The sequence below is a fragment of the Pigmentiphaga sp. genome, from assembly GCF_019689535.1.
GTDB lineage: Bacteria > Pseudomonadota > Gammaproteobacteria > Burkholderiales > Burkholderiaceae_B > Pigmentiphaga.
In genome coordinates, this window is sequence record NZ_JADGHH010000037.1 from 1 (window position 1) to 23088 (window position 23088).

General features: G+C 66.0%; 23 protein-coding genes and 1 riboswitch. Of the genes, 11 read left to right on the top strand and 12 right to left on the bottom strand.

Features of this window, described 5'->3' with window-relative positions; all coding sequences use genetic code 11:
• Nucleotides 1-1006, bottom strand: a 1006-nt coding sequence (locus IRZ12_RS05190) for an MFS transporter (RefSeq protein WP_296465203.1), incomplete at its 3' end; no start/stop codon positions are given.
• Between the two features lie 224 nt (nt 1007-1230).
• On the opposite strand from IRZ12_RS05190, the gene IRZ12_RS05195 reads away from it, so the two are divergent.
• From IRZ12_RS05195 to IRZ12_RS05220, 6 genes are all read left to right on the top strand, one after another.
• Nucleotides 1231-1809 (top strand): type 1 glutamine amidotransferase domain-containing protein, encoded by a 579-nt coding sequence (locus IRZ12_RS05195; RefSeq protein WP_296465135.1) that lies wholly within the window; start codon nt 1231-1233, stop codon nt 1807-1809.
• A gap of 92 nt (nt 1810-1901) precedes the next feature.
• Nucleotides 1902-2255 (top strand): YciI family protein, encoded by a 354-nt coding sequence (locus tag IRZ12_RS05200; protein ID WP_296465137.1) that lies wholly within the window; start codon nt 1902-1904, stop codon nt 2253-2255.
• Nucleotides 2256-2385: 130 nt separating this feature from the next.
• Nucleotides 2386-2799 (top strand): YciI family protein, encoded by a 414-nt coding sequence (locus IRZ12_RS05205; protein ID WP_296465139.1) that lies wholly within the window; start codon nt 2386-2388, stop codon nt 2797-2799.
• A gap of 39 nt (nt 2800-2838) precedes the next feature.
• On the top strand, nt 2839-3246 hold the full coding sequence (locus IRZ12_RS05210) for a VOC family protein (RefSeq protein WP_296465141.1): 408 nt from the start codon (nt 2839-2841) through the stop codon (nt 3244-3246).
• A gap of 2 nt (nt 3247-3248) precedes the next feature.
• Entirely contained in the window at nt 3249-4553 is a 1305-nt protein-coding gene (locus IRZ12_RS05215) for an RNA polymerase sigma factor (protein ID WP_296465142.1), read from the top strand.
• A 44-nt stretch (nt 4554-4597) separates the two neighbouring features.
• Complete coding sequence (locus IRZ12_RS05220; RefSeq protein ID WP_296465145.1) at nt 4598-6142, top strand: MFS transporter; 1545 nt, start codon at nt 4598-4600, stop codon at nt 6140-6142.
• A 3-nt stretch (nt 6143-6145) separates the two neighbouring features.
• On the opposite strand, the gene IRZ12_RS05225 is transcribed toward IRZ12_RS05220, so the two are convergent.
• On the bottom strand, nt 6146-7459 hold the full coding sequence (locus IRZ12_RS05225; RefSeq protein WP_296465149.1) for a DUF445 domain-containing protein: 1314 nt from the start codon (nt 7457-7459) through the stop codon (nt 6146-6148).
• Between the two features lie 164 nt (nt 7460-7623).
• On the opposite strand from IRZ12_RS05225, the gene IRZ12_RS05230 reads away from it, so the two are divergent.
• Nucleotides 7624-8313 carry a substrate-binding domain-containing protein gene (locus IRZ12_RS05230; protein WP_296465152.1) on the top strand — a complete coding sequence of 230 codons (690 nt, stop codon included), beginning with the start codon at nt 7624-7626 and terminating at the stop codon, nt 8311-8313.
• Nucleotides 8314-8383: 70 nt separating this feature from the next.
• Here IRZ12_RS05230 and IRZ12_RS05235 read toward each other — a convergent pair whose 3' ends face one another.
• From IRZ12_RS05235 to IRZ12_RS05245, 3 genes are all read right to left on the bottom strand, one after another.
• Complete coding sequence (locus tag IRZ12_RS05235; protein ID WP_296465154.1) at nt 8384-9583, bottom strand: acetyl-CoA C-acyltransferase; 1200 nt, start codon at nt 9581-9583, stop codon at nt 8384-8386.
• 136 nt (nt 9584-9719) lie between these two features.
• Nucleotides 9720-12125 (bottom strand): 3-hydroxyacyl-CoA dehydrogenase NAD-binding domain-containing protein, encoded by a 2406-nt coding sequence (locus IRZ12_RS05240; protein ID WP_296465159.1) that lies wholly within the window; start codon nt 12123-12125, stop codon nt 9720-9722.
• A gap of 191 nt (nt 12126-12316) precedes the next feature.
• Nucleotides 12317-12877, bottom strand: a complete 561-nt coding sequence (locus IRZ12_RS05245; protein WP_296465162.1) for a TMEM165/GDT1 family protein — start codon at nt 12875-12877, stop codon at nt 12317-12319.
• 46 nt (nt 12878-12923) lie between these two features.
• Nucleotides 12924-13059: riboswitch (yybP-ykoY riboswitch) on the bottom strand.
• A 79-nt stretch (nt 13060-13138) separates the two neighbouring features.
• Between IRZ12_RS05245 and IRZ12_RS05250 the strand changes: the two genes are divergently transcribed.
• Nucleotides 13139-13930 carry a M15 family metallopeptidase gene (locus tag IRZ12_RS05250; RefSeq protein ID WP_296465165.1) on the top strand — a complete coding sequence of 264 codons (792 nt, stop codon included), beginning with the start codon at nt 13139-13141 and terminating at the stop codon, nt 13928-13930.
• A 46-nt stretch (nt 13931-13976) separates the two neighbouring features.
• Complete coding sequence (locus IRZ12_RS05255) at nt 13977-15329, top strand: MFS transporter (RefSeq protein WP_296465171.1); 1353 nt, start codon at nt 13977-13979, stop codon at nt 15327-15329.
• On the opposite strand, the gene IRZ12_RS05260 is transcribed toward IRZ12_RS05255, so the two are convergent.
• Entirely contained in the window at nt 15321-16193 is an 873-nt protein-coding gene (locus IRZ12_RS05260; RefSeq protein ID WP_296465174.1) for an endonuclease/exonuclease/phosphatase family protein, read from the bottom strand. The two genes, IRZ12_RS05255 and IRZ12_RS05260, sit on opposite strands and share 9 nt — an antisense overlap.
• 199 nt (nt 16194-16392) lie before the next feature.
• Between IRZ12_RS05260 and IRZ12_RS05265 the strand changes: the two genes are divergently transcribed.
• Nucleotides 16393-16956 (top strand): NADPH-dependent FMN reductase, encoded by a 564-nt coding sequence (locus tag IRZ12_RS05265; RefSeq protein ID WP_296465177.1) that lies wholly within the window; start codon nt 16393-16395, stop codon nt 16954-16956.
• A 67-nt stretch (nt 16957-17023) separates the two neighbouring features.
• Here the strand turns inward: IRZ12_RS05265 and IRZ12_RS05270 are convergent, their stop codons facing one another.
• Together IRZ12_RS05270 and IRZ12_RS05275 are read right to left on the bottom strand one after the other, a co-directional pair.
• Entirely contained in the window at nt 17024-17392 is a 369-nt protein-coding gene (locus IRZ12_RS05270) for a DUF423 domain-containing protein (RefSeq protein WP_296465180.1), read from the bottom strand.
• Nucleotides 17393-17442: 50 nt separating this feature from the next.
• On the bottom strand, nt 17443-17865 hold the full coding sequence (locus IRZ12_RS05275; protein ID WP_296465183.1) for a VOC family protein: 423 nt from the start codon (nt 17863-17865) through the stop codon (nt 17443-17445).
• Nucleotides 17866-18100: 235 nt separating this feature from the next.
• Between IRZ12_RS05275 and IRZ12_RS05280 the strand changes: the two genes are divergently transcribed.
• Nucleotides 18101-18529, top strand: coding sequence for a VOC family protein (locus tag IRZ12_RS05280; protein ID WP_296465186.1), 429 nt, complete (start codon nt 18101-18103; stop codon nt 18527-18529).
• A gap of 115 nt (nt 18530-18644) precedes the next feature.
• Here IRZ12_RS05280 and aspS read toward each other — a convergent pair whose 3' ends face one another.
• From aspS to IRZ12_RS05300, 4 genes are all read right to left on the bottom strand, one after another.
• Entirely contained in the window at nt 18645-20444 is a 1800-nt protein-coding gene (gene aspS / locus IRZ12_RS05285; RefSeq protein ID WP_296465189.1) for an aspartate--tRNA ligase, read from the bottom strand.
• A gap of 71 nt (nt 20445-20515) precedes the next feature.
• Complete coding sequence (locus IRZ12_RS05290) at nt 20516-21115, bottom strand: DUF502 domain-containing protein (protein WP_296465193.1); 600 nt, start codon at nt 21113-21115, stop codon at nt 20516-20518.
• 50 nt (nt 21116-21165) lie between these two features.
• A complete protein-coding gene (locus IRZ12_RS05295; protein WP_296465198.1) occupies nt 21166-21456 on the bottom strand; it encodes an FmdB family zinc ribbon protein in 291 nt (96 codons plus the stop codon).
• 211 nt (nt 21457-21667) lie between these two features.
• Entirely contained in the window at nt 21668-22939 is a 1272-nt protein-coding gene (locus IRZ12_RS05300) for a putative Na+/H+ antiporter (protein ID WP_296465201.1), read from the bottom strand.
• Between the last annotated feature and the right edge of the window lie 149 nt (nt 22940-23088).

The window sequence follows — 23088 nt, forward strand, 5'->3', positions numbered from 1 at the left end:
CCACCGCGAGTAGCACTGCGCCGAACACCATCAGGCGCTGGGGCTGGGTCTGGGTGGGAAACATCCTGCCGTTGATGACGCTACCCACCGGGATGCCGGCCACGAGCGGCGCGAGGATCATCCCGGCCTCGGTCGGCGACAGGCCGATCTCGGTCTGCAGCAGCAGGGGCCCGTAATAGATCAGGACGAACATCACGGCGCCCGTCATCACGCCGACGACATTCAAGAGCTGTGACTCCCGCGGCTCGAGCACGCGCAGCGGAAACATGGGCTGCTCGGGCTTGCGTTCGTACCACACCAGCAACGCGACCGACAGGGCCGCCAACCCCATGAATGCCAGGCCCAGCACGGGACGCGCGGGCGCCGAAAAGCCGAGCTCCAGCGCCGCCATGGGCATGCCCACGGCCAATGCCAGCAAGACACCGCCGAGCCAGTCTATGCGCGGCGCACGCAGGAGCTTGGGCTTGAGCAGGGGGAAATACAAGAACAGCATCACGAAGGCGACGACGCCCATCAGCGGGCTGACGAAGAAAGCCGCCCGCCAGCCTAGGTGCTCCGTGACTACGCCGCCCAGCATCGGTCCGACGCCGCTGGCGATGGCGAATGCCGTCGAAAGCACGGCCTGCCAACGGACCCGGCTCAAGGCATCCGGAAACAGGTCCGCCGGCGCCGCGAAGGCGGTAGCGATCATCATGCCGCCGCCTATGCCCTGCAGCGTGCGGGCGGCGATGAGATGCGGCATCGACATGCTCAGGCCGCATAGCGCCGAACCGAGGACCACGAGGGCGATGGAGACGAGGATGAAATACTTGCGGCCGAACAGGTCGCCGAGCCTGCCGAAAATCGGAATCACCACGGCCGAAGCCAGCAAATAGCCCGTGCCTACCCAGGCATAAAGCGACATGCCGCCGAGCTCGCCCACCACGCGCGGAAGAATCGTGCCAACGATGGTGGAGTCGAGCGCCACCAGCATGACGACCGCGCACAGCCCTGCCAGGGCCAGCATCAACTGGCGCCGGTCCTTGACCGGCGACTCCAATTCTGGCGGCCGCGACAGAACCTCGCCGCCCGCTTCGGGGGGGCTAGGGAAGGAAGTAGATGGGTCTGACATTGTGTCCAATGATACGCGTTTAGGGTAATCCCGAACACCCTCGACCGCCCCGTTTCCGGGCACGGAGGTTGCTGCCCGTCCGGTTCGAGCACGTGCTCTATCCCCACCGGAGACGATTCATGGAAAAGGCGTTGCGAGGATTGAGCGTCGCCATCTTGGCGACCGACAACTTCGAACAAGTGGAGCTGACGAGCCCCAAGGAGGCCCTGGAGCAAGCCGGCGCGACGGTGCGCATCCTGTCGGCCGAGGCGGGCCGCATACGCGGCATGAAACACGACGAAAAGGCGGATAGCTTCAAGGTGGACCTCAGCTGGAACGACGCCGAGCCGGGGGATTTCGCCGGCGCCGTGGTACCCGGCGGGGTATTCAATGCCGACGTCATCCGGATGGAAGAAGGCGCCCGCCGTTTCGTGCAGGCCATCCACAACCAGGGCAAGCCGGTAGCGGTCATCTGCCACGGCGCATGGCTGCTGATCTCGGCCGGCCTGGTCGACGGCAGGCAGTTGACGAGCTGGCCTTCTTTGCAGGACGACATCCGCAACGCAGGTGGCGAATGGGTGGACGAGGAAGTGGTGCTCGACGGCAACCTGATCACCAGCCGCAAGCCGGCGGACCTGCCCGCATTCAATGAAAAGCTGATCGCGGCCCTTGCCACGGTGGAGAAATCGGACGCCCCCGCCGGCGCCCAGCCGACCTAGCCTGCCCCGGGCCGTGAAAAACCCGCGGAAATCTGCAAGAATCGGCGCTCCACCATCGTGGCCGCCGCGCCGCCCTTGCCCTAGCGAGCTCCATGGCCTACATGCTCCTCGTCGTCGAACCCATCGGCCAGCGTGCCGAACGCACCGAACAGGCAGGCCGCGATCTCTACGATCGCATGCTTGCATTCCGGGACGATCTCCAAGCCCGTGGGCAGCTGATCGCCGCGGAGTCCCTGGCCTCGCAGGCCCATGCCGTCCGCGTCCGGAAGCAGGACGGCCGCGTGCGCCTGGTCGATGGCCCGTTTGCCGAGGCCAAGGAGATGATAGGGGGCTTCTTCCTGCTGAACTGCGCGACCCGCGAGGAGGCCCTGGCGATCGCCCAAGCCTGCCCGGCGGCGGAATGGTGCACGATCGAAGTCCGGGAAGTCGCCCCCTGCTACCGCTAGCCCCGTCGCGACAGGATCCCGGCTAGGTATTTTCCCGGGAGAACGCCCATGCGGTGTCGATCCGCCCCACGCTCGATCGTCGTCCGGACGAGAGCCTGGGAAAGGCTTGCACCCCACCGGAGATACCGCCATGCGATTCATGATCATCCTCCGGGCCACGCCCGGCACCGAAGCGGGCGTCATGCCCGAAGAATCCCTGCTGAACGCGATGACGACCTACCACGAGGAGTTGGCACGCGCCGGCGTGCTCCTGGACGCCAGCGGCCTGAAGCCGTCCTCCCACGGTTGGCGCATCCAATACCGGAACGGCAAGCGCACGGTCATCGACGGCCCGTTTGCCGAAACCAAGGAGCTGATCGCAGGATACACACTGATCGAGGTACGTTCCCGCGAAGAGGCCAGGGAATGGGCCAGCCGCTTTCCGGCCCCCATGGGCGAAACCGCCGACGGCGAGATCGAAGTGCGCGAACTCTACGAGCTCCAGGATTTCGAGCATAGCGAGGCGATCGACCGTTTCCGCCGCATCGAAACCGGGCGCCGCTGAGCGGACGCCCTCGCCACGAACGAGAAAAGGAGAGTACCCATGCGCAATCAAATTTTCGTGAACCTGCCGGTGGCGGACCTGCCCCGCTCCATGGATTTTTTCGGCAAGCTGGGCTTTACCTTCAATCCCCAGTTCACCAACGACAAGGCGGCATGCATGATCATCTGCGAAAACATTTACGCCATGCTGCTGACGAAAGATTTTTTCCAGTCCTTCATCGACAAGGAAATTAGCGACGCTACGCGCAGCACGGAGGTGCTGCTCGCGCTCAGTTGCGACAACCGGGAGGAAGTCGACGAGCTGGTCGCCAAGGCGGTGTCGGCCGGGGGCAAGGCGACGCGCCCGGCCCAGGACCATGGGTTCATGTATTCGCGCAGCTTCGACGATCCCGATGGCCACATCTGGGAGGTCTTCTACATGGACCCTGACACCGTCCAGCAAGGGTGAACGTGACGAACGCGGCGACCCACCAAGCCATCGAGGCCGTATGGCGCATCGAGTCGGCCAAGATCATCGCCGGCGTCGCACGCATGGTGCGCGACGTGGGCCTGGCCGAGGAACTGGCTCACGATGCCCTGGTCACCGCGCTCGAACGCTGGCCGGTCGATGGCATCCCCGACAATCCCGGAGCCTGGCTCATGACAACGGCGAAGAACCGGGCGCTCGACCGGTTGCGGCAGGCGAGCCTGCATGCGCGCCGGCAGGAGGAGTTCGGCCATGAGGCAGCCGTGCTGCGCGAGCAATACGCGCCGGATCCGGCCGACCGCCTGGAAGCCGCCCGGGAAGACGACGTAGGCGACGATTTGCTGCGCCTCATCTTCACGGCCTGCCATCCCGTGCTGTCCGCCGACGCGCGGGTCGCGCTCACGCTGCGCCTGCTGGGCGGATTGACGACCCAGGAAATCGCCCGCGCCTATCTCGTTTCGGAGCCGACCATCGCGCAGCGCATCGTGCGCGCCAAACGCACGCTGGCCGCGGCCAAAGTCCCGTTCGAAGTTCCCCGCGGACCAGACCGCGCGGCCCGGCTCACATCCGTGCTCGAAGTGATTTACCTCATCTTCAACGAAGGGTATTCCGCCACCGCAGGCGACGACTGGATGCGCCCTGCGCTGTGCCACGAAGCGCTGCGGCTGGCGCGCATACTCGCCGAACTGTCGCCCGATGACAGCGAAGTCCACGGCTTGTGCGCGCTGCTGGAGCTGCAGGCCTCGCGCATCCCCGCTCGCATCGGAGCCGACGGCCGTCCCGTGCTGCTGCTGGAGCAGGACCGCACGCGCTGGGATCCGCTGCTGATACGGCGCGGACTCACCGCCCTCGCCCGCTCGGAGGCGCTGGGTGGCGCGCGTGGCCCCTACGCGCTGCAAGCAGCGCTGGCAGCCTGCCATGCCCGCGCACGCCGTCCCGAGGAGACAGATTGGGAAGAGATCGTCGCGCTCTACGACGCTTTGGCCGAAGTGGCGCCCTCGCCGGTGGTGGAACTGAACCGGGCAGTGGCCCTCGGCATGGCCTTCGGTCCGCAAGCGGGCCTCGAACGCGTGGACGCGCTGCGCAACGATCCGGCCCTGGCGAACTATCATTGGCTACCGAGCGTACGCGGCGACCTGCTGTTCAAGCTCGGCCGCCGCGAACAAGCCCGCGAGGAGTTCCTTCGCGCGGCAGCCATGACGCGCAACGCCAAGGAACAGGAACTCCTCTTGGCGCGCGCAGCCGAAGCCCTGGTGCCAGGCGGAAAGCTGGATGGCGGCTCCGCATGAAGCCTGCCGCGCCCCCTGGCATCGCTCACCCGCATCTTTGATTCATGACCTCTGTTTCCCCCGCAAAAGCGACTCGCAAAGAATGGATAGGCCTCGCGGTCATCGCCTTGCCCTGCCTGGTGTATGCCATGGACCTGACCGTGCTGAACCTCGCAGTGCCGGCCATCAGCGCGCAGCTGCATCCCACCAGCTCTCAATTGCTGTGGATCATCGATATCTATGGTTTCCTCGTGGCGGGCCTGCTGATCACCATGGGCACGCTGGGCGACCGGATCGGGCGCCGCAAGCTCTTGCTGCTCGGCGCGGCGGCCTTCGGCGTTGCTTCCACGATCGCGGCTTTCTCCGACAGCGCCGGGATGCTGATCGTCATGCGAGCACTGCTTGGCCTGGCCGGCGCCACGCTGGCCCCGTCCACGCTGTCCTTGATCCGCAACATGTTCCACGACGAGCATGAAAGGCAATTCGCCATCGGCGTCTGGATGGCCAGCTTCTCGGTCGGCGGCGCGATCGGGCCGCTGGTGGGCGGGGTGCTGCTGGAGTTTTTCTGGTGGGGATCGGTCTTCCTGGTCGCCGTGCCGGTGATGCTGCTCCTGCTGGCGCTGGGCCCGATATTGCTGCCCGAGTATCGCGACCCGCAGGCCGGCCGCGTCGATGCGCTGAGCGTCGCGTGCTCGCTCGCTTCAGTGCTGGCCACGATCTACGGGCTCAAGCAAATCGCGCAACACGGCTGGAACTGGACCGCGGCGGCAGCCATTGCGGCGGGCCTGGCGATAGGCACGGCCTTCGTCCGCCGGCAGCGCCACCTGGCCTATCCGCTGCTCGATACCAGCCTGTTCCGGCGGCCTGCCTTTTGCGCGGCCATCGCCAGCTATTCCTTGTCCGGCCTGGCGATGTTCGGGGTTTACATCTTCATCACCCAATACCTGCAATTGGTGCTGGGCCTCGACCCTTTGCGCGCCGGACTGGCCACCGTTCCCTGGGCGCTCGGGTTCGTGGCTGGATCGCTGCTCGGGCCGCGCCTGGCAAGACACATGTCGCCGCTGCGCATCGTGATGGGTGGGCTGTCGATGGCGACAGTGGGCTTCGTATTGCTCCTGGGCGCGGACGGTGCCTATGGGCTCGAAGCGATCATTGCCGGCATGGTCGTCATAAGCCTGGGCATGGCGCCCGTCTTCACCATCGGCAATGAGATCATTCTCTCCTCCGCGCCGCCCGAGCGCGCCGGTGCCGCCTCGGCGATTTCGGAGACCGGCGCCGAATTCAGCGGCGCGCTCGGCATCGCCCTGCTCGGCAGCCTCGGCACCGTGATTTACCGGCATGGCTTGGCAAAGGCCATGCCAGCCGAGCTGCCGACGGACCTGGCCACCGCGGCGGCATCGACCCTGGGGGGTGCGGTGGCCGTGGCCAGCTCCCTGTCCGGCCCCAACGCGGACGCCGTGCTGGCGGCCGCCCGCGCCGCGTTCACGGACGCACTGCAGTTCACCGCAGCCATCGGCGCCGTGCTCATGGCATGCACGACGGTCGTCGCGGCGCGCCTGCTGCGCGATGCGCCGCCCCGCCGCCCGCTGGTGCCGGACGATGCGGCGTGAAGTTCATCCGCCCAGGGCCACGACCAGCGCATGCAGCGCCACGCCAATCAGGCCTCCGACCAAGGTGCCGTTATAGCGGATGTACTGCAGATCGCGGCCTACGCTCAGCTCCAGCTCGTCGACCAATTGCCGTTCATCCCAGTCCTTGACGGTCTGGGCGATGTGTTCCGTGACACCTGCGCGCAACCGGTCCGCAAGGCTGCGCGCGCCGGCCATGACGTGCTCATTGATCGCCGCGCGCAAGCCGGGATTGGCCGCCAGGTGGCCACCCAATTTGAGCAGGCTATGCTCCAGGTGCCGCGCGAGCGGCGAATCCTCGCTCTCGAGGTTGCGGCGCAAGGACGCGTGGATCTCGTCCCATAAGCCTTGCACGTAATCACGCACGGTCGGCTGGTCGATCAGTCGCGACTTGATCTGGTCGATCTGCGCGCGCAGGGCTTGGTCATCCCGCAAGCGGGCGATGTATGCCTCGACCCAGGCTTCGTAGTCCCGGCGCATCGGGTGGTCCGGACGCGACAGGACCTCATGCAATTCGTCCATCATGGCGCGCGCGAGCTTGTCGGCCAGGCTGTCGGCGATGCCATCCACCGGCTTGACCAGGTCCAGGGTTCGCACGATGCGGGGCCACTCCTTGCGCGCATACTTCACCATGAGCGCAGAAACCCGCGCCTTGACCCCTTCTTCGTCCAGGTATCCGGCCAGGCGGCGCAGCGCTTCGTCCAATAGCTGGTGATGCCGTCCGTCGCGCGTCAGCAACCCCATCACTTCGCCCGCGGTGGCACCGGCGTCCCAAGCACGCAGCCGGGCCACCACGAACTCCTGCATCGCCGTCCGCACGGCGCGCTCGTCGAGCAGGTCGAGGGCCTGCGCCAACCAAGTGCGCGCCATGCCCGCCACTGCGCGCGCCTGGGCGGGCTCGCCCAGCCACGCTGCGAGCCGGCTCGCCGGGTCAAAGACCTGCAGCCTTTGGAGGAGCGCATCGGGATCGAGGAAGTGGTCCCGCACGAAAACGGCCAGGTTGTCGGCCAGGCGAGCCTTGTTGCTGGGAATGATGGCCGTGTGCGGAATGGGCAGGCCAAGCGGCCGCTTGAAGAGTGCGACCACTGCAAACCAGTCCGCCAATGCGCCAACGACCGCCGCCTCGCAGAACGCGCGCACCCAGGCCCACGGGCCCTGGCCGCCCATTGCATGGCTGAGCGCGAACCCAGCCAGCGCCGCGGCAAGCAGGCCGAGCGCGCCGAGTTTCATGCGACGCAATCGAATCAGGCGGGGGTCAGGCAAAGTGCGCGGACTCAAGACGACCGAAAACCGGTACATCGTAAAGGATTGTCTGCACTATACCCGTGCGGCATCTCCCGTCGGGTGCCGGCCCGGATCCGGCTCGCGCCGGTGGCAGGGGGCGGATTCCCGTATGTTTTAATTTGGCGCAGGCGCGGGCCTCTCGTCTCATGTCGCCGGCCCATCTATAGGAAGCGAACCGCATGGCCTCCCAGATCCGCATCATTTGCTCGATCGCAACCAAACAGTTGCTTGCCGACCTCGTCTCCAAGTACCGGCAATCGCATGACCAGGAAATCATCGTCGAAGCTGTCGGCGGCGTGGACGCTGCCAAGCGCGTGCGCGAAGGCGAAGCGTTCGACGCCGTCGTGCTGGCCGCCAATGTCATCGACCAGCTGACCGAGGCCGGCCGGATCCTTGCCGGCAGCCGGACCGACCTGGTGCAATCCGGCGTCTATGTGGCCGTGCGGGCCGGCGCGCCGCGGGTGGACATCAGCTCGGAAGCGGCAGTCCGGCAGGCGGTGCTCGATGCTGCATCCGTCGGCTACTCCACGGGCCCGAGCGGCGTTTACCTGACCAAGTTGTTCGAACGCTGGGGAATCGCCGATCAAATCAAAGATCGCGCGATCCAGTCCAAGCCCGGCATTCCCGTCGGCACGCTCATCGCAAAAGGCGAGGTGGCGCTCGGCTTCCAGCAGCGAAGCGAACTCCTGAACATCCCCGGCATCGAGATCCTCGGCCCGCTGCCGCCCGAGCTCCAGATCCTGACCACGTTCTCGGCCGGCATCACCACGGCGTCAGAACAGCCCGACGCCGTCCGCGCCCTGCTCGACTTCATGACCAGCCCGGATACCGCCGAAATCAAGCGCCAGAACGGCATGGAGCCGATCTGACACTCGCCGCAAGCCGCCACGCGATGCGGCGCGGCCACGTGCGGCAATCGCCTGCCGCCTCCGGCCGCCGCTAGACGCGCTCGAAGATGCCGGCAGCGCCCATGCCCGTCCCGACGCACATCGTGACCATGCCGTACTTCAAGTTGCGGCGTCGCAATGCATGGACCACGGTGGCCGCACGTATGGCGCCCGTTGCACCCAGCGGGTGCCCCAATGCAATGGCGCCGCCCATGGGGTTGACCTTGGCCGGGTCCAGGCCGAGGTCCCGGATCACCGCCAACGACTGCGCGGCAAAAGCTTCGTTGAGCTCGATCCAGTCGATGTCGCCCAGCGACAGCCCGGCCTGCTTGAGCGCAGCCGGCACCGCCTCTTTGGGGCCGATGCCCATGATCTCCGGCGGCACGCCGCGCACCGCCGACGTGACGAAGCGCGCCAGCGGCGTGAGGTTGAATTCTTCCAGGATACGCTCGGACACCAGTACCAACGCGCCGGCGCCGTCCGAGGTCTGCGAACTGTTGCCCGCCGTCACGCTTCCCCGAGCCGCGAACACGGGCTTTAGCCGGGCGAGCGCCTCGGCGCTGGTGTCGGCGCGCGGGCCTTCGTCGAGCGATACGGTGCGCTTGCGGGTGACGACCTGCTGCGCGTCGAGATCGGGACTATGCGTCTCGACCGCGATCGGCGCGATCTCGTCCTTGAACTCCCCGGCCTGCTGCGCAGCCAGCGCCTTCTGGTGCGATGCCAGGGCGAAGGCGTCCTGGTCCTCGCGCGAGACCCTCCACTGGGCGGCGACTCTCTCGGCCGTCAGGCCCATGCCGTAGGCAATGCCGATGTTTTCATCGCCCTCGAACACGCGCGGATTGACCGAGGGGTTGAACCCCATCATGGGCACCATGCTCATGGACTCCGTGCCGCCGGCGATCATCACGTCCGCCTCGCCCACGCGTATGCGGTCTGCGGCCATGGCAACGGCGGTCAGCCCCGAGGCGCAGAACCGGTTCACCGTCACGCCGCCCACGCTTTGCGGAAGCCCCGCCAGCAAGGAAGCAATCCGCGCGACGTTCAAGCCTTGCGCGCCCTCGGGCATGGCGCAGCCGACGATGACGTCCTGGATGCGCTGCGGGTCCAGCCCCGGCACCTGCGCCAGCGCCGCCCGGATCGCGTGCACCAGCAAGTCGTCGGGCCGCACCGTCCTGAGCGCGCCGCGCGGCGCCTTGCCGATCGGCGTGCGCGCGGCGGCGACGACGTAAGCATCCTGCAATTGTCGAGACATCCCATTCTCCTTCGGTCTGTTCTTCATTGGCGCCGGGACGCGGCGCGGCGCCTCAACCTATCTCGCGATGGCCCGCGGCCGCCGCGGTAACGAGCCAAGGACGGCGTCGAGACCACGCGCCGGGGCACGGGCGCGGTCAATTCCTGACGGGCTTGCCAGTCTGCATCATGCCGGTGATGCGCTCTTGCGTCTTGGGTTCGTTCAGCAGCGCCATGAAGGTCCGGCGCTCGAGCGCCATGATCCACTGTTCATCTACCAGCGAACCCGCCTCGATATCGCCGCCGCACAGGATCTCGGCAATGGCGCGGCCCAGGTGATAGTCGTACTCGGAAATGAATCCGCCGTCGCGCATGTTGACGAGCTGCGAAGCCAGCGTCGCGATGCCCTCGCTGCCTGCCACCGCAAACGGCTCTTTCCAGGGCGCCCGCCAACCGGCTTCGTGCAAGGCCTGCGCCTGCCGGATTGCCACGTACAGCACCTCATGCACGTTGAAGACGATAGGATCATCTTCCAGCAGATACCCCATGCGCCGGGCTTCGATGGCGGACTTGGATACCTGCGCCGTGGCAGCCTGGATCGCGTATTTCTTCAGGAAATGCAACAGCGATGTGTCGGGCGCCGACGCGTGCTCCTGGGCCGCACGCCGCGCAAGATACGTCAGGCCGCCTCCGCCGGGAATGAGCCCCACGCCCACCTCGACCAGGCCGAGATAGGTCTCGAAATGGGCGACGCGGCGCGCGCAATAAACCGACAGTTCGCAACCGCCGCCCAAGGCCATGCCTGCCAGCCCGGCCACGGTGGGGACCTGTGCGTAGCGCAGGCGGAGCATCAATTGCTGCAACCGCTCCTGTTCGGGAGCGATGGCCTGCACGCCGCCGCTCATGAACAAGGGCATCATGGCCTGCAGGTCGGCACCCGCCGAGAACGGCTCGCCCGGGTTCCAGATCACCAGGCCGCGGTAGCTTTCCTCGGCCAGGTCGACGGCACGCAGCAAGCCCAGGGTGACCGCCGAGCTGATGGTGTGCATCTTGGTCTTGAACGAGGCGATGAGCACATCGTCGAGTCCGGCGCGATCCAGCGTCCACAACCGAATGGCCTCGTCCTCGAAAACGGTGCGGCCGGACGCGAGCGGCTGGATGCCCTCGCCCGCGAGGGCGGCACGGAACACCTGGCGCTGGTAGACGGGCAGGCCCGAACGCGCCTCGAAGCGGCGCGCCGCCGGGTTCCACGACCCCTCCGGCACGTGCACGCCGCCGCGCTCGACCACCGGTCCGCTCGTGACCCAGGCGGGCAGCGGCGCGCTCGACAGCGACTTGCCGGCGGCGACGTCGGCCGCAACCCATTCCGCAACCTGCAGCCAGCCTGCCTGCTGCCACAGTTCGAACGGCCCGATGCCATGGCCGAAGCCCCATCGCATCGCGAAGTCCACGTCGCGCGCCGTGTCGGCGATGTCGGCCAGGTGCACGGCGATGTAGTGGAAGGTGTCGCGCAGGAGCGCCCATACGAACTGGGCCTGGGGATGATCGCTCTCGCGCAGCGCGCGCAGCCGCTGCGCGGCGTCGGGATTCTTGAGGATGCGCGCAACGGCGTCATCGGTCTTGCCGTCGGCCGGGACGTATTGGCCGGCGGCAGGATCCAGGCGCAGAATGGCCTTGCCTTCCTTGCGGAAGAACCCCGCGCCGGTCTTCTGCCCGAGCGCGCCTTCCTTGATCAGCCTTGCCAGCACTGGCGGCGTGCCGTAATGGGCGGCGAAAGGATCGCCAGGAAGATAGTCTTCCATGGTCTTGATGACGTGCGCCAGCGTGTCGAGGCCAACCACGTCACCGGTGCGGAAGGTACCCGACTTGGCGCGTCCAAGCTTGGCGCCCGTCAAATCGTCCACGACATCGTAGGTCAGGCCGAATTTCTCTGCCTCGATCATCGCGGCGAGCAGGCCGAACACGCCGACCCGGTTGCCGATGAAGTTGGGCGTATCCTTGGCGCGCACCACGCCCTTGCCGAGCACCGTGGTCAGGAAAGCCTCGAGCCGGTCGAGGATGGAGGGGTCGGTAAGCGGCGTCGGGATCAGCTCCACCAAGTGCATGTACCGCGGCGGATTAAAGAAATGCACGCCGCAGAAACGCGATCGCAAGCCCTCGTCCATTCCCTCGGAGAGCGCTGAAATCGACAGGCCGGAGGTATTGGTGGCGAAGATGGCGTCCGGCCCGATGGCGGGCGCAACCTTGGCGTACAGATCGTGCTTCCAATCCATGCGCTCGGCGATGGCCTCGATCACCAGGTCGCATTCCCGGAGCTTGGAGAGATCCTCCTCATAGTTGGCGGGCTCGATGAGCGTGGCGAGATCGGGCGCGCCCAGCGGCGCCGGGCTGAGCTTGCGCAAGTTTTCGATCGCCTTGAGTACGATGCCGTTCTTGGGACCTTCCTTGGCAGGCAGATCGAACAAGACCACTGGCACCTTGGCATTGACGCAGTGGGCCGCAATCTGCGCGCCCATGACGCCGGCTCCGAGCACGGCGACTTTGCGAACGATGAAATTCGACATGGTTTTCCTGGCGGTAAGGCGGGTCGGCCTGGCCGACCCATCTCGGTCAATGGAGGCATGCGCCGCCTGGGGGCGCACGGGCAAAGTCGGAACGACGCGGCTCGCACAGCCGCCCGACGAGCGGCTGCTCACAACGGATAGTCTACCGTCCCGTCCCCGCTTCGTCAGGCCGGCCAAGGCCTCGCCCGACGCTAGAACATGCCGAGCAAAGCCGCGATGCCCAAACAGGCGAATATCAGGGCAGCTACGCCATGCACGAGCTTGACCGGCAGGCGATGCGCCAGCTTGTCGCCCAGCACGACGGCGGGCACATTGGCAATCATCATGCCCAGGGTCGTGCCGGCAACCACGGCCGAGTACGCCTGGAACTGCGCCACCAGCGCAACGGTGGCGAATTGCGTCTTGTCGCCCATCTCGGCCAAGAAGAAGGCCACGACCGTAGTGCCGAACACCCCGAGCCGCAAGCGACCGGCGTCCGCTTCATCGAGCTTGTCCGGTATCAGCATCCAGACTGCCATGCCGAGGAATGACACCCCAAGAATCCAACGCAGCGCTTCCGGCCCGACGATGCGCGTGAGCCAGGCTCCGACGGCGCCTGCCAGGGCGTGGTTGACGATGGTCGCGGTGAAGATGCCTAGGATGATGGGCCAGGGCCGCCGCCAGCGGGCGGCCAGGCAGAGGGCGAGAAGTTGGGTTTTGTCACCGATCTCGGCCAGGGCCACGATGCCGGTCGAGACGAGGAAGGCTTCCATGCTGCAATGCGCTCCGGGCCGGCGGTTGACCGCATGACCGCGCAACAGCCCCGGCCCCCCGGTCGATGCGCGATCAAAGGTCTTGCCAAGTCCAGGACCGTCTGCGCCATGCCGTGAGGCAAGCATGTTGACGCAGACCCTTGCACGCACGCGCAAGGCGGCTACTCCCCAATGACGGGCGGCAGTATACCGCATGTGACGTATCGCCCGCGGCGATGCCCGCGCCGCATAATATGCGCTGCGTGATCCCATGGAATTTGCATGAAAAACCGGCCCCATGCACAGGAACCCCGCCAGCAAGCCCGCGAAGGCGGCCACGCGCTGGCCCAGGCCACGGGCGCCTGCCTTGCCGCCGCGGCCCTGCTGGCACCGGCCGCGCAGGCCGCCGACGAACCGGCCGCCATGCCCGTCGGGTTCGTGCACCTGACCGACGTGGCACAGACCGTACGACTAGACATCCGCTATCACGGCAGCGCGAATTTCCTCGGCCGCCCGGTGGCGGGCTACGACGCTCCCACCTGCATCCTGACCGAACCTGCCGCGCGCAAGCTGCTTGGCGTCCAGCGCGAACTGCTTGCGCAGGGCCTGACGCTCAAGGTGTTCGACTGCTATCGGCCACAACGCGCCGTCAATGATTTCGTGGCCTGGACACGCGATGGCTCGCACCAGCCTACCAAGGCCGAGTATTTCCCCCACGTGGCCAAGGAGTCGCTGCTAGACCTCGGCTACATCGCCGAACGTTCCGGCCACAGCCGTGGCAGCACCGTCGACCTGACCCTCGCCGCCATCGATCCGTCGCGCGCGGACGCCTTGCCCACGAAAGGCCCGCTGCTGCCCAATGGAGAGGTGGACATGGGCACTCCGTTCGATCTTTTTGATGTAAAGTCGCATACTGACCATCCGGATTTACCCGAGGTTGTCCGACACAATCGCCAGTTCCTCAAGGACTTGATGGCCAAACACGGCTTCCGCAATCTGCCTGAGGAGTGGTGGCACTACACCCTGGACGACGAACCGTATCCGGACACCTATTTCAACTTCCCCGTGCGCTGACCTGCCGCTCGCCCGGCTGCGCGGTGGGCGTACGCATAAGAAGAACATGCACTTCCTGGACGGACTTCCCCCGCCGCGCAAGTATTGGGCCTTGGCAGCGACGATGCTGGCCATGACGATGACGGTCCTGGAGACCACCATCACCAACGTCGCGCTGCCTTCCATTGCCCGGGACCTCGGCATTTCCCCGGCGCAGGCGGTGTGGATCGTCAATACCTATCAGCTGGCCATCGTCGTTGCGCTGCTGCCGTTTTCATCGCTCGGAGAAATCCTCGGCTATCGCCGGATATTCACCGCGGGCCTGGCCGCGTTCACCGTCGCCTCGGCGGGCTGTGCGATGTCTGGCTCGTTCGGCGTGTTGATCTCGTTCCGGGTGCTGCAGGGCCTGGGCGCGGCCGCGGTCATGAGCGTCACTCCCGCACTGCTGCGTTTCATCTACTCCCAGAAACAGTTCGGGCGCGCGATCGGCTACAACGCGCTGGTCGTGGCGACCTCATCGGCTGCAGGCCCCATGCTGGGCTCGCTGATCCTCTCGATCGCCTCATGGCCCTGGCTGTTCGCGGTCAGCATCCCCATCGGCCTGTTCATCCTCTCGATAGGCAGCCGCATGCTGCCCGAGACCGAACTGGCCAAGCGGCCTTTCGACGCGCTCAGCGCCGTGTTGAGCGGCTCGACCTTCGGGCTGCTGGTAGTGGGCATCGACCGCCTGCTGGCGGACATCAAGACTGCAGCGGTCCTGCTCTGCCTCGCCGCCCTGGCGGGCGTGGCCCTGGTGCGCCGCGAACTCACGCAAGCCACGCCGCTGCTGCCGCTCGACCTGCTGCGCATCCGCCAATTCGCGTTCTCGATCGGCGCTTCGGTGTGCGCCTTTTCCGGTCAGACCATCTCGTATATCTCGCTGCCCTTCTACTTCCACCAGGCATTGGGGCGCAGCCAGATCGAAATCGGCATGTTGATGGTCCCATGGCCCCTGGCCGTCGCCATTGCCGCGCCGATCGCGGGACGCATGGCCGAAAGCATTGCGCCGGCCATCCTGTGCTCGGTCGGCGCCGGCCTGGTGGCTTTCGGATTGCTCGTCATCGCCCTGCTTCCGGCCGGCACGCCCAATGGCTGGGTCATGGCCTTCATGGCGCTTTCCGGGGTCGGTTTCGGCATGTTCCAGACGCCCAACAACCGGGCCATGCTGACCGCCGCACCGCGACACCGCAGCGGAGGTGCAGGCGGCCTGCAGGCAACTGCCCGGCAGTTCGGCATGGCACTGGGGGCAGCGCTGGCCGCCCTGGCCTTCACGGCGATCCCGTCGCACGGCCCCACCTCGGGCCTTATCCTGGCTGCGGTGTTCCTGGCAGCCGCCTCCGGCGTCAGCGCCGCCCGGCCAGGGACGCGCGTCTCAGGGTAATTCCAGCTCCGCGAGCAACGGCGCGTGGTCCGACAGCCGTGACCACGGGCGCCCGTACAGCACGCTCGCCTGCCGCACGGAAAAACCGCGCTGGTATATCCGGTCCAGCCTCAGCCACGGGAAAAAAGCCGGGAAAGTACGCGGCGGGCGAGGCGTGATCAGTTCGTTGCCCATGCCGAGCCGAGGCGGGGAAGCCATGCCGGCGCGCCATTGCCAAGGCGAGACCTCGCCGCCGCGCAGCAATTGCCCAAGCATGCGCACGGAGTCCCGTAGCCTGGGCAACTCGACATTGTTGCCGCGTGGCGCCGTCGCGAATACCTCATGCACCTCCAGGCGCCGCACCAGGAAGTCCGATAGCGTGTTGGTCCAATCGTTGAAATCGCCGGCGATCAAAATGGGCGCGCCCGAAGGCACCGCTTCTTCGATGCGGGAAACCAGCGCGCCAACCTGCCGCGTGCGGCTGCCGGCGAACAGCCCCAGGTGCACGACAAAGCAATGCACCTCGTGCCGGCCGATCGCCACGCGTGCGTGCAGCAGCCCCCGCTGCTCCAGCCGGTGATCGGAAATGTCCTGGTTCTGGTGCGAAAGAATGGGGAACCGCGACAACAGCGCATTGCCATGGTCGGTGTGGCGGTACACCGCGTTTCGTCCATAGGCAGCTTCCAAGCGCAGCGCCGCGGCCAGCATCTGATGCTGTTCGTGCAGCGTCCCGGATCGCTCGTTGCGCCCCTGGACCTCCTGTAGAAAGGCCAGGTCGGCGCGCAAGCCGTGCAGGCCGAGGCGCAGCTCCTGCACGGACTCGCGCTTGCCCAGGGCCGAAAGCCCTTTGTGGATGTTATAGCTGACGACACGGACGACGGACATCGTGCTTGAGGAAAACCGGAAGAGGCCTTAAATATGCGGCCATGGATGAGCAGATACAAGATGCCATCTTCCCGCCCCGGCGCCGCCGCTGCGTTATCATGGGCCGGCAAAGCTCGCGCCGGAGCCCGGCCGCGCCCTGCACGGGGAGGCCTTGGCTTGGTCGCGCCCTCTATTTCGACATCCAGATCCGGGAATCTCCATGAGTACCATCAAGATCGGCATGATCGTAGGCAGCCTGCGCAAAGACTCCATCAACCGCCAGCTGGCCAAGGCCGTCGCCAAGCGCCTGCCCGCACACATGCAGACCGAAGACATCCCCATCGGCGAGCTGCCCCTGTACAACCAAGACCTCGACGCCGCCATGCCGGCGCCCGTGCTCGCGTTCAAGCAGCGGGTCGAGTCCGTCCAGGCCCTGCTATTCTTCACGCCGGAATACAACCGCTCCTACTCCGGCGTACTGAAGAACGCCATCGACTGGGCCTCGCGCCCCTCCGGCAAGAACTCCTGGGCGCGCAAGCCTGCCGGCATCCTGGGCACCTCGCCCAGCCAGATCGGCACCGCGCTCGCACAGGAACACTTGCGCATGGTGCTGTCCGCGCTGGACGTTGCCGTGCTGCCCCAGCCGAGCATCTTCGTCCAGTACACCGAAGGATTGATCGACGCTGAAGGCCGCATCACGAACGAGATCACGGCCAAGTTCATCCAAGGGTTCGTGGATCGCTACGTGGCGTGGGTGGAGAAACTCGCGCCTGCGGCCAGCTAAAGCCCCCCACCCGGCGGGCCTTGCCGCGGCGCAGGCCCGCTTGCGCCGCGCCCGCTCGCCAGCGCGATCAGCGTTCGGGAACGAGTGCGGCTACAGCCACCCCGAGCCATCCTACGATCATCGCCCCGCCTCCGAAAGGGGCCGTGCCCCAGAGCAATTTCATTCCCGCCAGCTGGCGCAATGCCAAATCGACGGAGAACAGCAGCGTGCCGGCGATGATGAGTCCGGTGGCACCGACCAGCACGGCACGCCCGCGCTGGAACTGCGGCACCATGGCCGCCAGCCCGGCGACCGCTGCGGCATGCAACAGCAGGAACAAGGCGGCGGTCGACAACAACGCTCCGCCCGCGAGATGGGTGGCCATGGCGGCCAGCATCACGCCCGCCGCGCCCATCGGTGCGGCACAGCCCAGCAAGACCCGAGAAGATAACAACATGCAGCGCTTCCTTGAAAAACGCCTGCCCGGTTGCGCGCTGCCCGGACGGGCTATTTCGCGAACACCTGGTTGAGGTCGGCAAAAGCCTTGAACTCGAGCGCGTTGCCCGACGGATCGAGGAAGAACATCGTCGCTTGTTCGCCGACTTCGCCCTTGAACCGGACGTGAGGCTCGATCACGAACTTGACGCCGGCCCGCCGCAGCTTCTCGGCCAGCGCCTCCCATTCAGGCATGGGGAGAATCGCGCCGAAATGCCTGACCGGTACGTCGTCTCCATCCACGGCACTCGTGTTGCGGTGTCCCGCCTCGCCGGGCGACAAGTGAGCGACGATCTGGTGGCCGTAGAAATTGAAGTCCACCCAGCTATCGGAGCTGCGACCTTCCGGGCAACCCAGCAGGCCGCCATAGAAAGCGCGCGCCTCGGCCAGGTCGTCGACGGGAAAAGCCAAATGAAAGAGGGGAATGCCAGCCATGAGCGTGCTCCGGAACCAGCCCGCGAGCGCGGGCCAAACTTCGATTGTATTCAAGGCACGCCCATATTCAACGAACCATCCCCCCGCGCGCGCTCCCGGCAGGGCCGGGCGGGCCGGTCCGCGCGCGGGTCCATGCCTGGCAACACCCCGCCAAGACGTAACGATTGCGCGGTTGTTCCCCCCTGGCGAGGCATGCTACGGTCTTGGCGAGACCCTTCTTCGCGCGGAGGCCCCCATGGGGAAATCGACGATCATTCCGTGCCTGGTATACCGCGATGCCCCGGCTGCGATCGAATGGTTGTGCCGGGCATTCGGCTTTGCCAAACACCTGGTGGTGCCCGATGCCTCCGGCGCAATCGCCCATGCCGAACTGACTTTCGGCAACGGCATGGTCATGCTCGGCTCGGGCAAGGGCGAGCTCATGCGCAAGATCACCGCCCAGCCCTCGGAGATCGGAGGCCGCCAGACCCAGACGCCTTACGTCATCGTGGCCGACCCCGACGCCCATTACGCAACCGCCGTCAACGCCGGCGCCATGGTGGTCCGGCCCATCCAGGAGGAAAGCTACGGCGGCAAAGGGTACACCCTGCAGGACCCAGAAGGCTACGTCTGGCACTTCGGTAGCTACGACCCATGGCAGGAGTCGGAGTTGAACCCGCCGTAGCACTAGGCGGCCTGGATAGGAACCGCCGCCCCGCGGCGCAGGCATGAAGGCGGCGGGTTGAAAAAAAACCCCGCTTCGTCGAAGCGGGGTCCGTGGCAGGCAAGCCAGGCAACGGTTACTGGACCGTCTTGGCCTCCGTCCCGCGCAAGCGGATGTGCAGCTCGCGCAGTTGCTTCTCGTCCACGTCCGACGGCGCGCCCGTCAGCAGGCACTGGGCCCGCTGGGTCTTGGGGAATGCGATCACGTCGCGAATCGATTCGGCGCCGGTCAGCATGGTCACGATGCGGTCCAGGCCGAAAGCGATGCCGCCATGGGGCGGCGCACCGTATTGCAGGGCATCCAACAGGAAGCCGAACTTGGCGCGGGCTTCTTCGGCGCCGATCTTGAGCGCACGGAATACTTTGCTCTGCACCTCTTCACGGTGGATACGCACCGAGCCACCCCCGATTTCCCAGCCGTTCAGCACCATATCGTAGGCCTTGGCCAGGCAGGCTGCGGGATCGGACTCGAGGAGATCTTCGTGGCCGTCCTTGGGCGACGTGAACGGATGATGGGCGGCCGTGTAACGCTGGGCTTCCTCGTCGTACTCGAACATGGGGAAATCGACCACCCACAGCGGCATCCATTCGCCCTCGACCAAGCCTTGCTTGCGGCCAAACTCGCTGTGGCCGATCTTGACGCGCAAAGCGCCCATGGCGTCATTGACGATGCGGGCTTTGTCCGCGCCGAAGAACAGGATGTCGCCGTTCTGCGCACCACTGCGGCGCAGCAGCTCCTGCAGCGCGGCGTCATGGATGTTCTTGACGATGGGCGACTGCAGGCCGTCGCGTCCCTTGGCCACGTCGTTGACCTTGATCCACGCCAGGCCGCGCGCGCCGTAAATGGCGACGAACTGGGTGTAGGCATCGATTTCGCTGCGGCTGAGCTCGCCGCCGCCCGGCACGCGCAGCGCGACCACACGGCCGCCCACGCTGTTGGCCGCACTCGAGAAGACCTTGAAGTCCACGTCCTTCATGACGTCGGTCAACTCGGTGAACTCGAGCTTGACGCGCAGGTCGGGCTTGTCGGAGCCGAAGCGCTCCATGGCTTCGCGCCAAGGCATCACGGGGAACGGGTTGGGCAGCTCGACGCCCTTGACCGCCTTGAACACGTGGCGGATCATGTTCTCGAAAATCTCGCGGATCTCGTGTTCATCGAGGAACGAGGTCTCGCAATCGATCTGGGTGAACTCGGGCTGGCGGTCGGCGCGCAAGTCCTCGTCGCGGAAGCACTTGACGATCTGGTAATAGCGATCGAACCCCGAGACCATCAGCAGCTGCTTGAACAACTGCGGCGACTGCGGCAGCGCGAAGAAGTGGCCGGGGTTGACCCGCGACGGAACGAGATAGTCGCGCGCGCCCTCCGGTGTGCTACGGGTGAGCATCGGCGTTTCGATGTCGATGAAGCCGAGCTGGTCGAGATACTTGCGCACCTCGATCGCCACGCGGTAGCGCAGCATCAGGTTCTGCTGCATCTGCGGGCGACGCAGGTCCAGCACGCGATGCGTGAGCCGCGTGGTTTCCGAGAGGTTCTCATCGTCGAGCTGGAACGGCGGCGTGACGGAGGCATTGAGGATCTCGATCTCGTGCGCCAGTACCTCGACCTCGCCCGACTTCAGCGCCGGATTGGTGGTGCCCTCGGGACGCTTGCGTACCAGGCCGGTCACGCGCACGCAAAATTCGTTGCGCAGGCGCTCGGCGATCTGGAAGGTATCGGCCCGGTCCGGATCGCAGACGACCTGGGCCAGGCCCTCGCGGTCGCGCAGGTCGATGAAAATGACGCCGCCGTGGTCGCGGCGACGGTGCACCCAGCCGAACAAGGTCACGATTTGTCCCAGGTGCTCCGTCGAGACCTGGCCGGTATAGCAGGTACGCATGAATTCTCCGTCTAAATTGGTGTGTATCGATGCAAGCGGGGCGCGCGTGCGCGCGTTGCCTCCACGGGCCGTCAATTGCCCCGCGCCGGAGTACCCGGCGCCACCACCCCCATCGATACGATGTATTTCAAGGCCGCATCCACCGTCATGCCGAGCTCGACAATGTCGGCGCGCCGCATCATCAAAAAGAAGCCGGACGTCGGGTTCGGCGTCGTCGGCACATATACGCTTACGCAGTCGGGAGGCAGGTGGTCGGCAACTTCACCGCCCGGCACTCCGGTCAGGAACGCGAGCGTCCATACGCCCTCGCGGGGATACTGCACCAACACCGCTTTGCGGAACGCCTGGCCGTTAGGCGCCAGGACCGTGTCGCTGACCTGCTTGACCGAGTTATAGATCGAGCGCACCAGCGGAATGCGCTGGAGCAGCCCTTCCCACATCTGCAGCAGTTTGCGGCCGATGAAATTGGCCGCACCCATGCCCGTGAGCAACACCACTACGATCACCACCGCGAGGCTGAAGCCCGGGATGTGCGTGCCGAACAGCGACTCGGAGCTCAGCACCGACGGCACCACGGCTTCGAGCGTGGACACGACCAGGCCCAGGACCCACAGCGTGATGACCAGCGGGACCCAAATCAGCAATCCAGTGACGAAGTAGCGTTTGAACACGAAGGTTCCAAATCAGAAACTGGCGGCGCCCCGCAGGCGCCGCATGAAACTCAGGCCGAAGCCGTCGCGCTCGAAGACTCCGAGGAGGACGAGCCAGGCGAACCGGAATCGGATCCGGCGCTCGACGACTTCGACGAACCGCCGGACTTGGACGAACCGTTGTTGCGGAAGTCGGTCACGTACCACCCGCTACCCTTGAGCTGGAATCCCGCAGCCGTCACTTGCTTGGAGAACGTGGGCTTCCCGCACTCGGGACAGTCGGTGAGGGGAGCGTCGGACATCTTCTGCAGGACGTCCTTCTCATGTCCGCAAGAACTGCATTTGTAGGCGTAAATAGGCATCGCCAAGACTCCTCAGGCATACCTCGGCACGAAAACCCGGCCTGGCATTGCCACAGGCGACCGGCGGCCGGATTTCCGGAAATTGATCAAAGCCTTGAATTTTAGCGACTTTTTGGGTACTTAGTACGTACGCTGCCAAAACTGCGCCGCCATGGCGCCCGGCGCGGCAGGGCGAGCCTACGAGCCGAGCGCAAGCGCCCCGCTACGTCCGCTACGCGGGCAGGAGGAAAAAGAACGCGGCAACGGCCGTCGGCAACGCTGCCCCCAAGAGCAGCGCCAAGGGCGTAATCGTTCCACCGGGGAAAGAACTCTTTAGCACCGCGAAACCGGCGGGGTTGGGCGCGTTGGCGATCACGGTGAGCCCGCCCCCCGTCACGGCACCGGCCACGAGCATATAGCGCCATGCCTCGGAAGTTCCCTCCACCAACGAACCAAGGTAGGTCAGCGCCGCGTTGTCCGTCACCGCCGTGAGCGCGGCTGCGCCCCAATACAGCACCAAGGGAGGCATATCCGCCAGCAGCTCCTGCAGCCACCATTTCTGCAGCCCACCCAGGACCACCAAGCCTGCGAGGAAGAACCCCACCATCAGGCCTTCCTTGATCAAGAGCGGACGCTGATGCTCTTTGTACGCTTCGGTATAGCCGATGAACAGCATCAGCAACCCCATGAAGACGGCAGGATGGTGGGCAAAAAGCACCACTCCGGCTAGGAAGGCCACGTGCACTGCCGTCACGCTGAGCGGCACCTCGCGGCGAGCGCGCGCCTGCGGCGCGCCGGCGCTCGCCCGGATCAGCAGGCGCCGGAAGCACAGCGTCACGATCAAGGCGTTCAACACCACGGCGCACGCGGCGCGCCAGCCGAAATGGGCCAGCATGTACGCCGTATCCCAACCGAAGGCCGATGCCACCATCAACACCGGCGGCGCAGCGTAAGAGGTCAACACGCCGCCTATCGAGACGTTGACGAACAGGACGCCCAGGGTGAAGTACTTGAAGCGCGCGCTCTCGATCTGCCGGAAGCACGTGTCGCGCAGCATCACCGCCGCCAAGGTCATGGCCGCCGGCTCGGTAATGAAGGAGCCGAGCAGCGGCACCAGGGCAAGGGTCACGAAAAACACCGCCACCGAACGGTTGCCGGGAATCGCCGAAGCCAGCACGGCCACGAGGTAGGTAACGAGATCCAAGATGGGCCGGCTCGCCGCGATGACCATGATGGCGAACACGAACAGCGGCTCGGTAAAGTTGCGCGTGTCCATGTACTCGATGGCCGCGTGCGTGCCGGCAAGGGCAGCCATGGCCAGGAGCAGCACCGAGGCCCAGAACCCGAACACGGCCTCGACCTCCGACAACATGTGCCATAACCCTGCGTGCCTTCCGCCCTTGTGGGCGAGATTGGCAAAGACCGGCACGGAAAAGGTGTGGAGAATGGCGATCGCAAATAGGACCGTGGCGAGCAGCTCGACTGCGCTGAAAGATAGGCTCATAGGATCGTGCATACCGGTAATGGCGACTGGCCCCGGCGAGTTTACCGCCCCCGGCCCTCGCCCTGCGGGCGCCGGCGCGCCGTTCCCGTTTCCTGCTTTACCGGGCCCGGCCTTACAGCCGGGCCAACTTTCCTACAAGCTCGGCCTGC

What these genes read in the sequence shown, in the direction of transcription:
- IRZ12_RS05195 (WP_296465135.1), top strand. Translation starts at nt 1,231, where the DNA reads ATGGAAAAGGCGTTGCGAGGATTGAGCGTCGCCATCTTGGCGACCGAC.
- IRZ12_RS05200 (WP_296465137.1), top strand. Translation starts at nt 1,902, where the DNA reads ATGGCCTACATGCTCCTCGTCGTCGAACCCATCGGCCAGCGTGCCGAA.
- IRZ12_RS05205 (WP_296465139.1), top strand. Translation starts at nt 2,386, where the DNA reads ATGCGATTCATGATCATCCTCCGGGCCACGCCCGGCACCGAAGCGGGC.
- IRZ12_RS05210 (WP_296465141.1), top strand. Translation starts at nt 2,839, where the DNA reads ATGCGCAATCAAATTTTCGTGAACCTGCCGGTGGCGGACCTGCCCCGC.
- IRZ12_RS05220 (WP_296465145.1), top strand. Translation starts at nt 4,598, where the DNA reads ATGACCTCTGTTTCCCCCGCAAAAGCGACTCGCAAAGAATGGATAGGC.
- IRZ12_RS05225 (WP_296465149.1), bottom strand. Translation starts at nt 7,459, where the DNA reads ATGTACCGGTTTTCGGTCGTCTTGAGTCCGCGCACTTTGCCTGACCCC.
- IRZ12_RS05230 (WP_296465152.1), top strand. Translation starts at nt 7,624, where the DNA reads ATGGCCTCCCAGATCCGCATCATTTGCTCGATCGCAACCAAACAGTTG.
- IRZ12_RS05235 (WP_296465154.1), bottom strand. Translation starts at nt 9,583, where the DNA reads ATGTCTCGACAATTGCAGGATGCTTACGTCGTCGCCGCCGCGCGCACG.
- IRZ12_RS05240 (WP_296465159.1), bottom strand. Translation starts at nt 12,125, where the DNA reads ATGTCGAATTTCATCGTTCGCAAAGTCGCCGTGCTCGGAGCCGGCGTC.
- IRZ12_RS05245 (WP_296465162.1), bottom strand. Translation starts at nt 12,877, where the DNA reads ATGGAAGCCTTCCTCGTCTCGACCGGCATCGTGGCCCTGGCCGAGATC.
- IRZ12_RS05250 (WP_296465165.1), top strand. Translation starts at nt 13,139, where the DNA reads ATGAAAAACCGGCCCCATGCACAGGAACCCCGCCAGCAAGCCCGCGAA.
- IRZ12_RS05255 (WP_296465171.1), top strand. Translation starts at nt 13,977, where the DNA reads ATGCACTTCCTGGACGGACTTCCCCCGCCGCGCAAGTATTGGGCCTTG.
- IRZ12_RS05260 (WP_296465174.1), bottom strand. Translation starts at nt 16,193, where the DNA reads ATGTCCGTCGTCCGTGTCGTCAGCTATAACATCCACAAAGGGCTTTCG.
- IRZ12_RS05265 (WP_296465177.1), top strand. Translation starts at nt 16,393, where the DNA reads ATGAGTACCATCAAGATCGGCATGATCGTAGGCAGCCTGCGCAAAGAC.
- IRZ12_RS05270 (WP_296465180.1), bottom strand. Translation starts at nt 17,392, where the DNA reads ATGTTGTTATCTTCTCGGGTCTTGCTGGGCTGTGCCGCACCGATGGGC.
- IRZ12_RS05275 (WP_296465183.1), bottom strand. Translation starts at nt 17,865, where the DNA reads ATGGCTGGCATTCCCCTCTTTCATTTGGCTTTTCCCGTCGACGACCTG.
- IRZ12_RS05280 (WP_296465186.1), top strand. Translation starts at nt 18,101, where the DNA reads ATGGGGAAATCGACGATCATTCCGTGCCTGGTATACCGCGATGCCCCG.
- aspS (WP_296465189.1), bottom strand. Translation starts at nt 20,444, where the DNA reads ATGCGTACCTGCTATACCGGCCAGGTCTCGACGGAGCACCTGGGACAA.
- IRZ12_RS05295 (WP_296465198.1), bottom strand. Translation starts at nt 21,456, where the DNA reads ATGCCTATTTACGCCTACAAATGCAGTTCTTGCGGACATGAGAAGGAC.
- IRZ12_RS05300 (WP_296465201.1), bottom strand. Translation starts at nt 22,939, where the DNA reads ATGAGCCTATCTTTCAGCGCAGTCGAGCTGCTCGCCACGGTCCTATTT.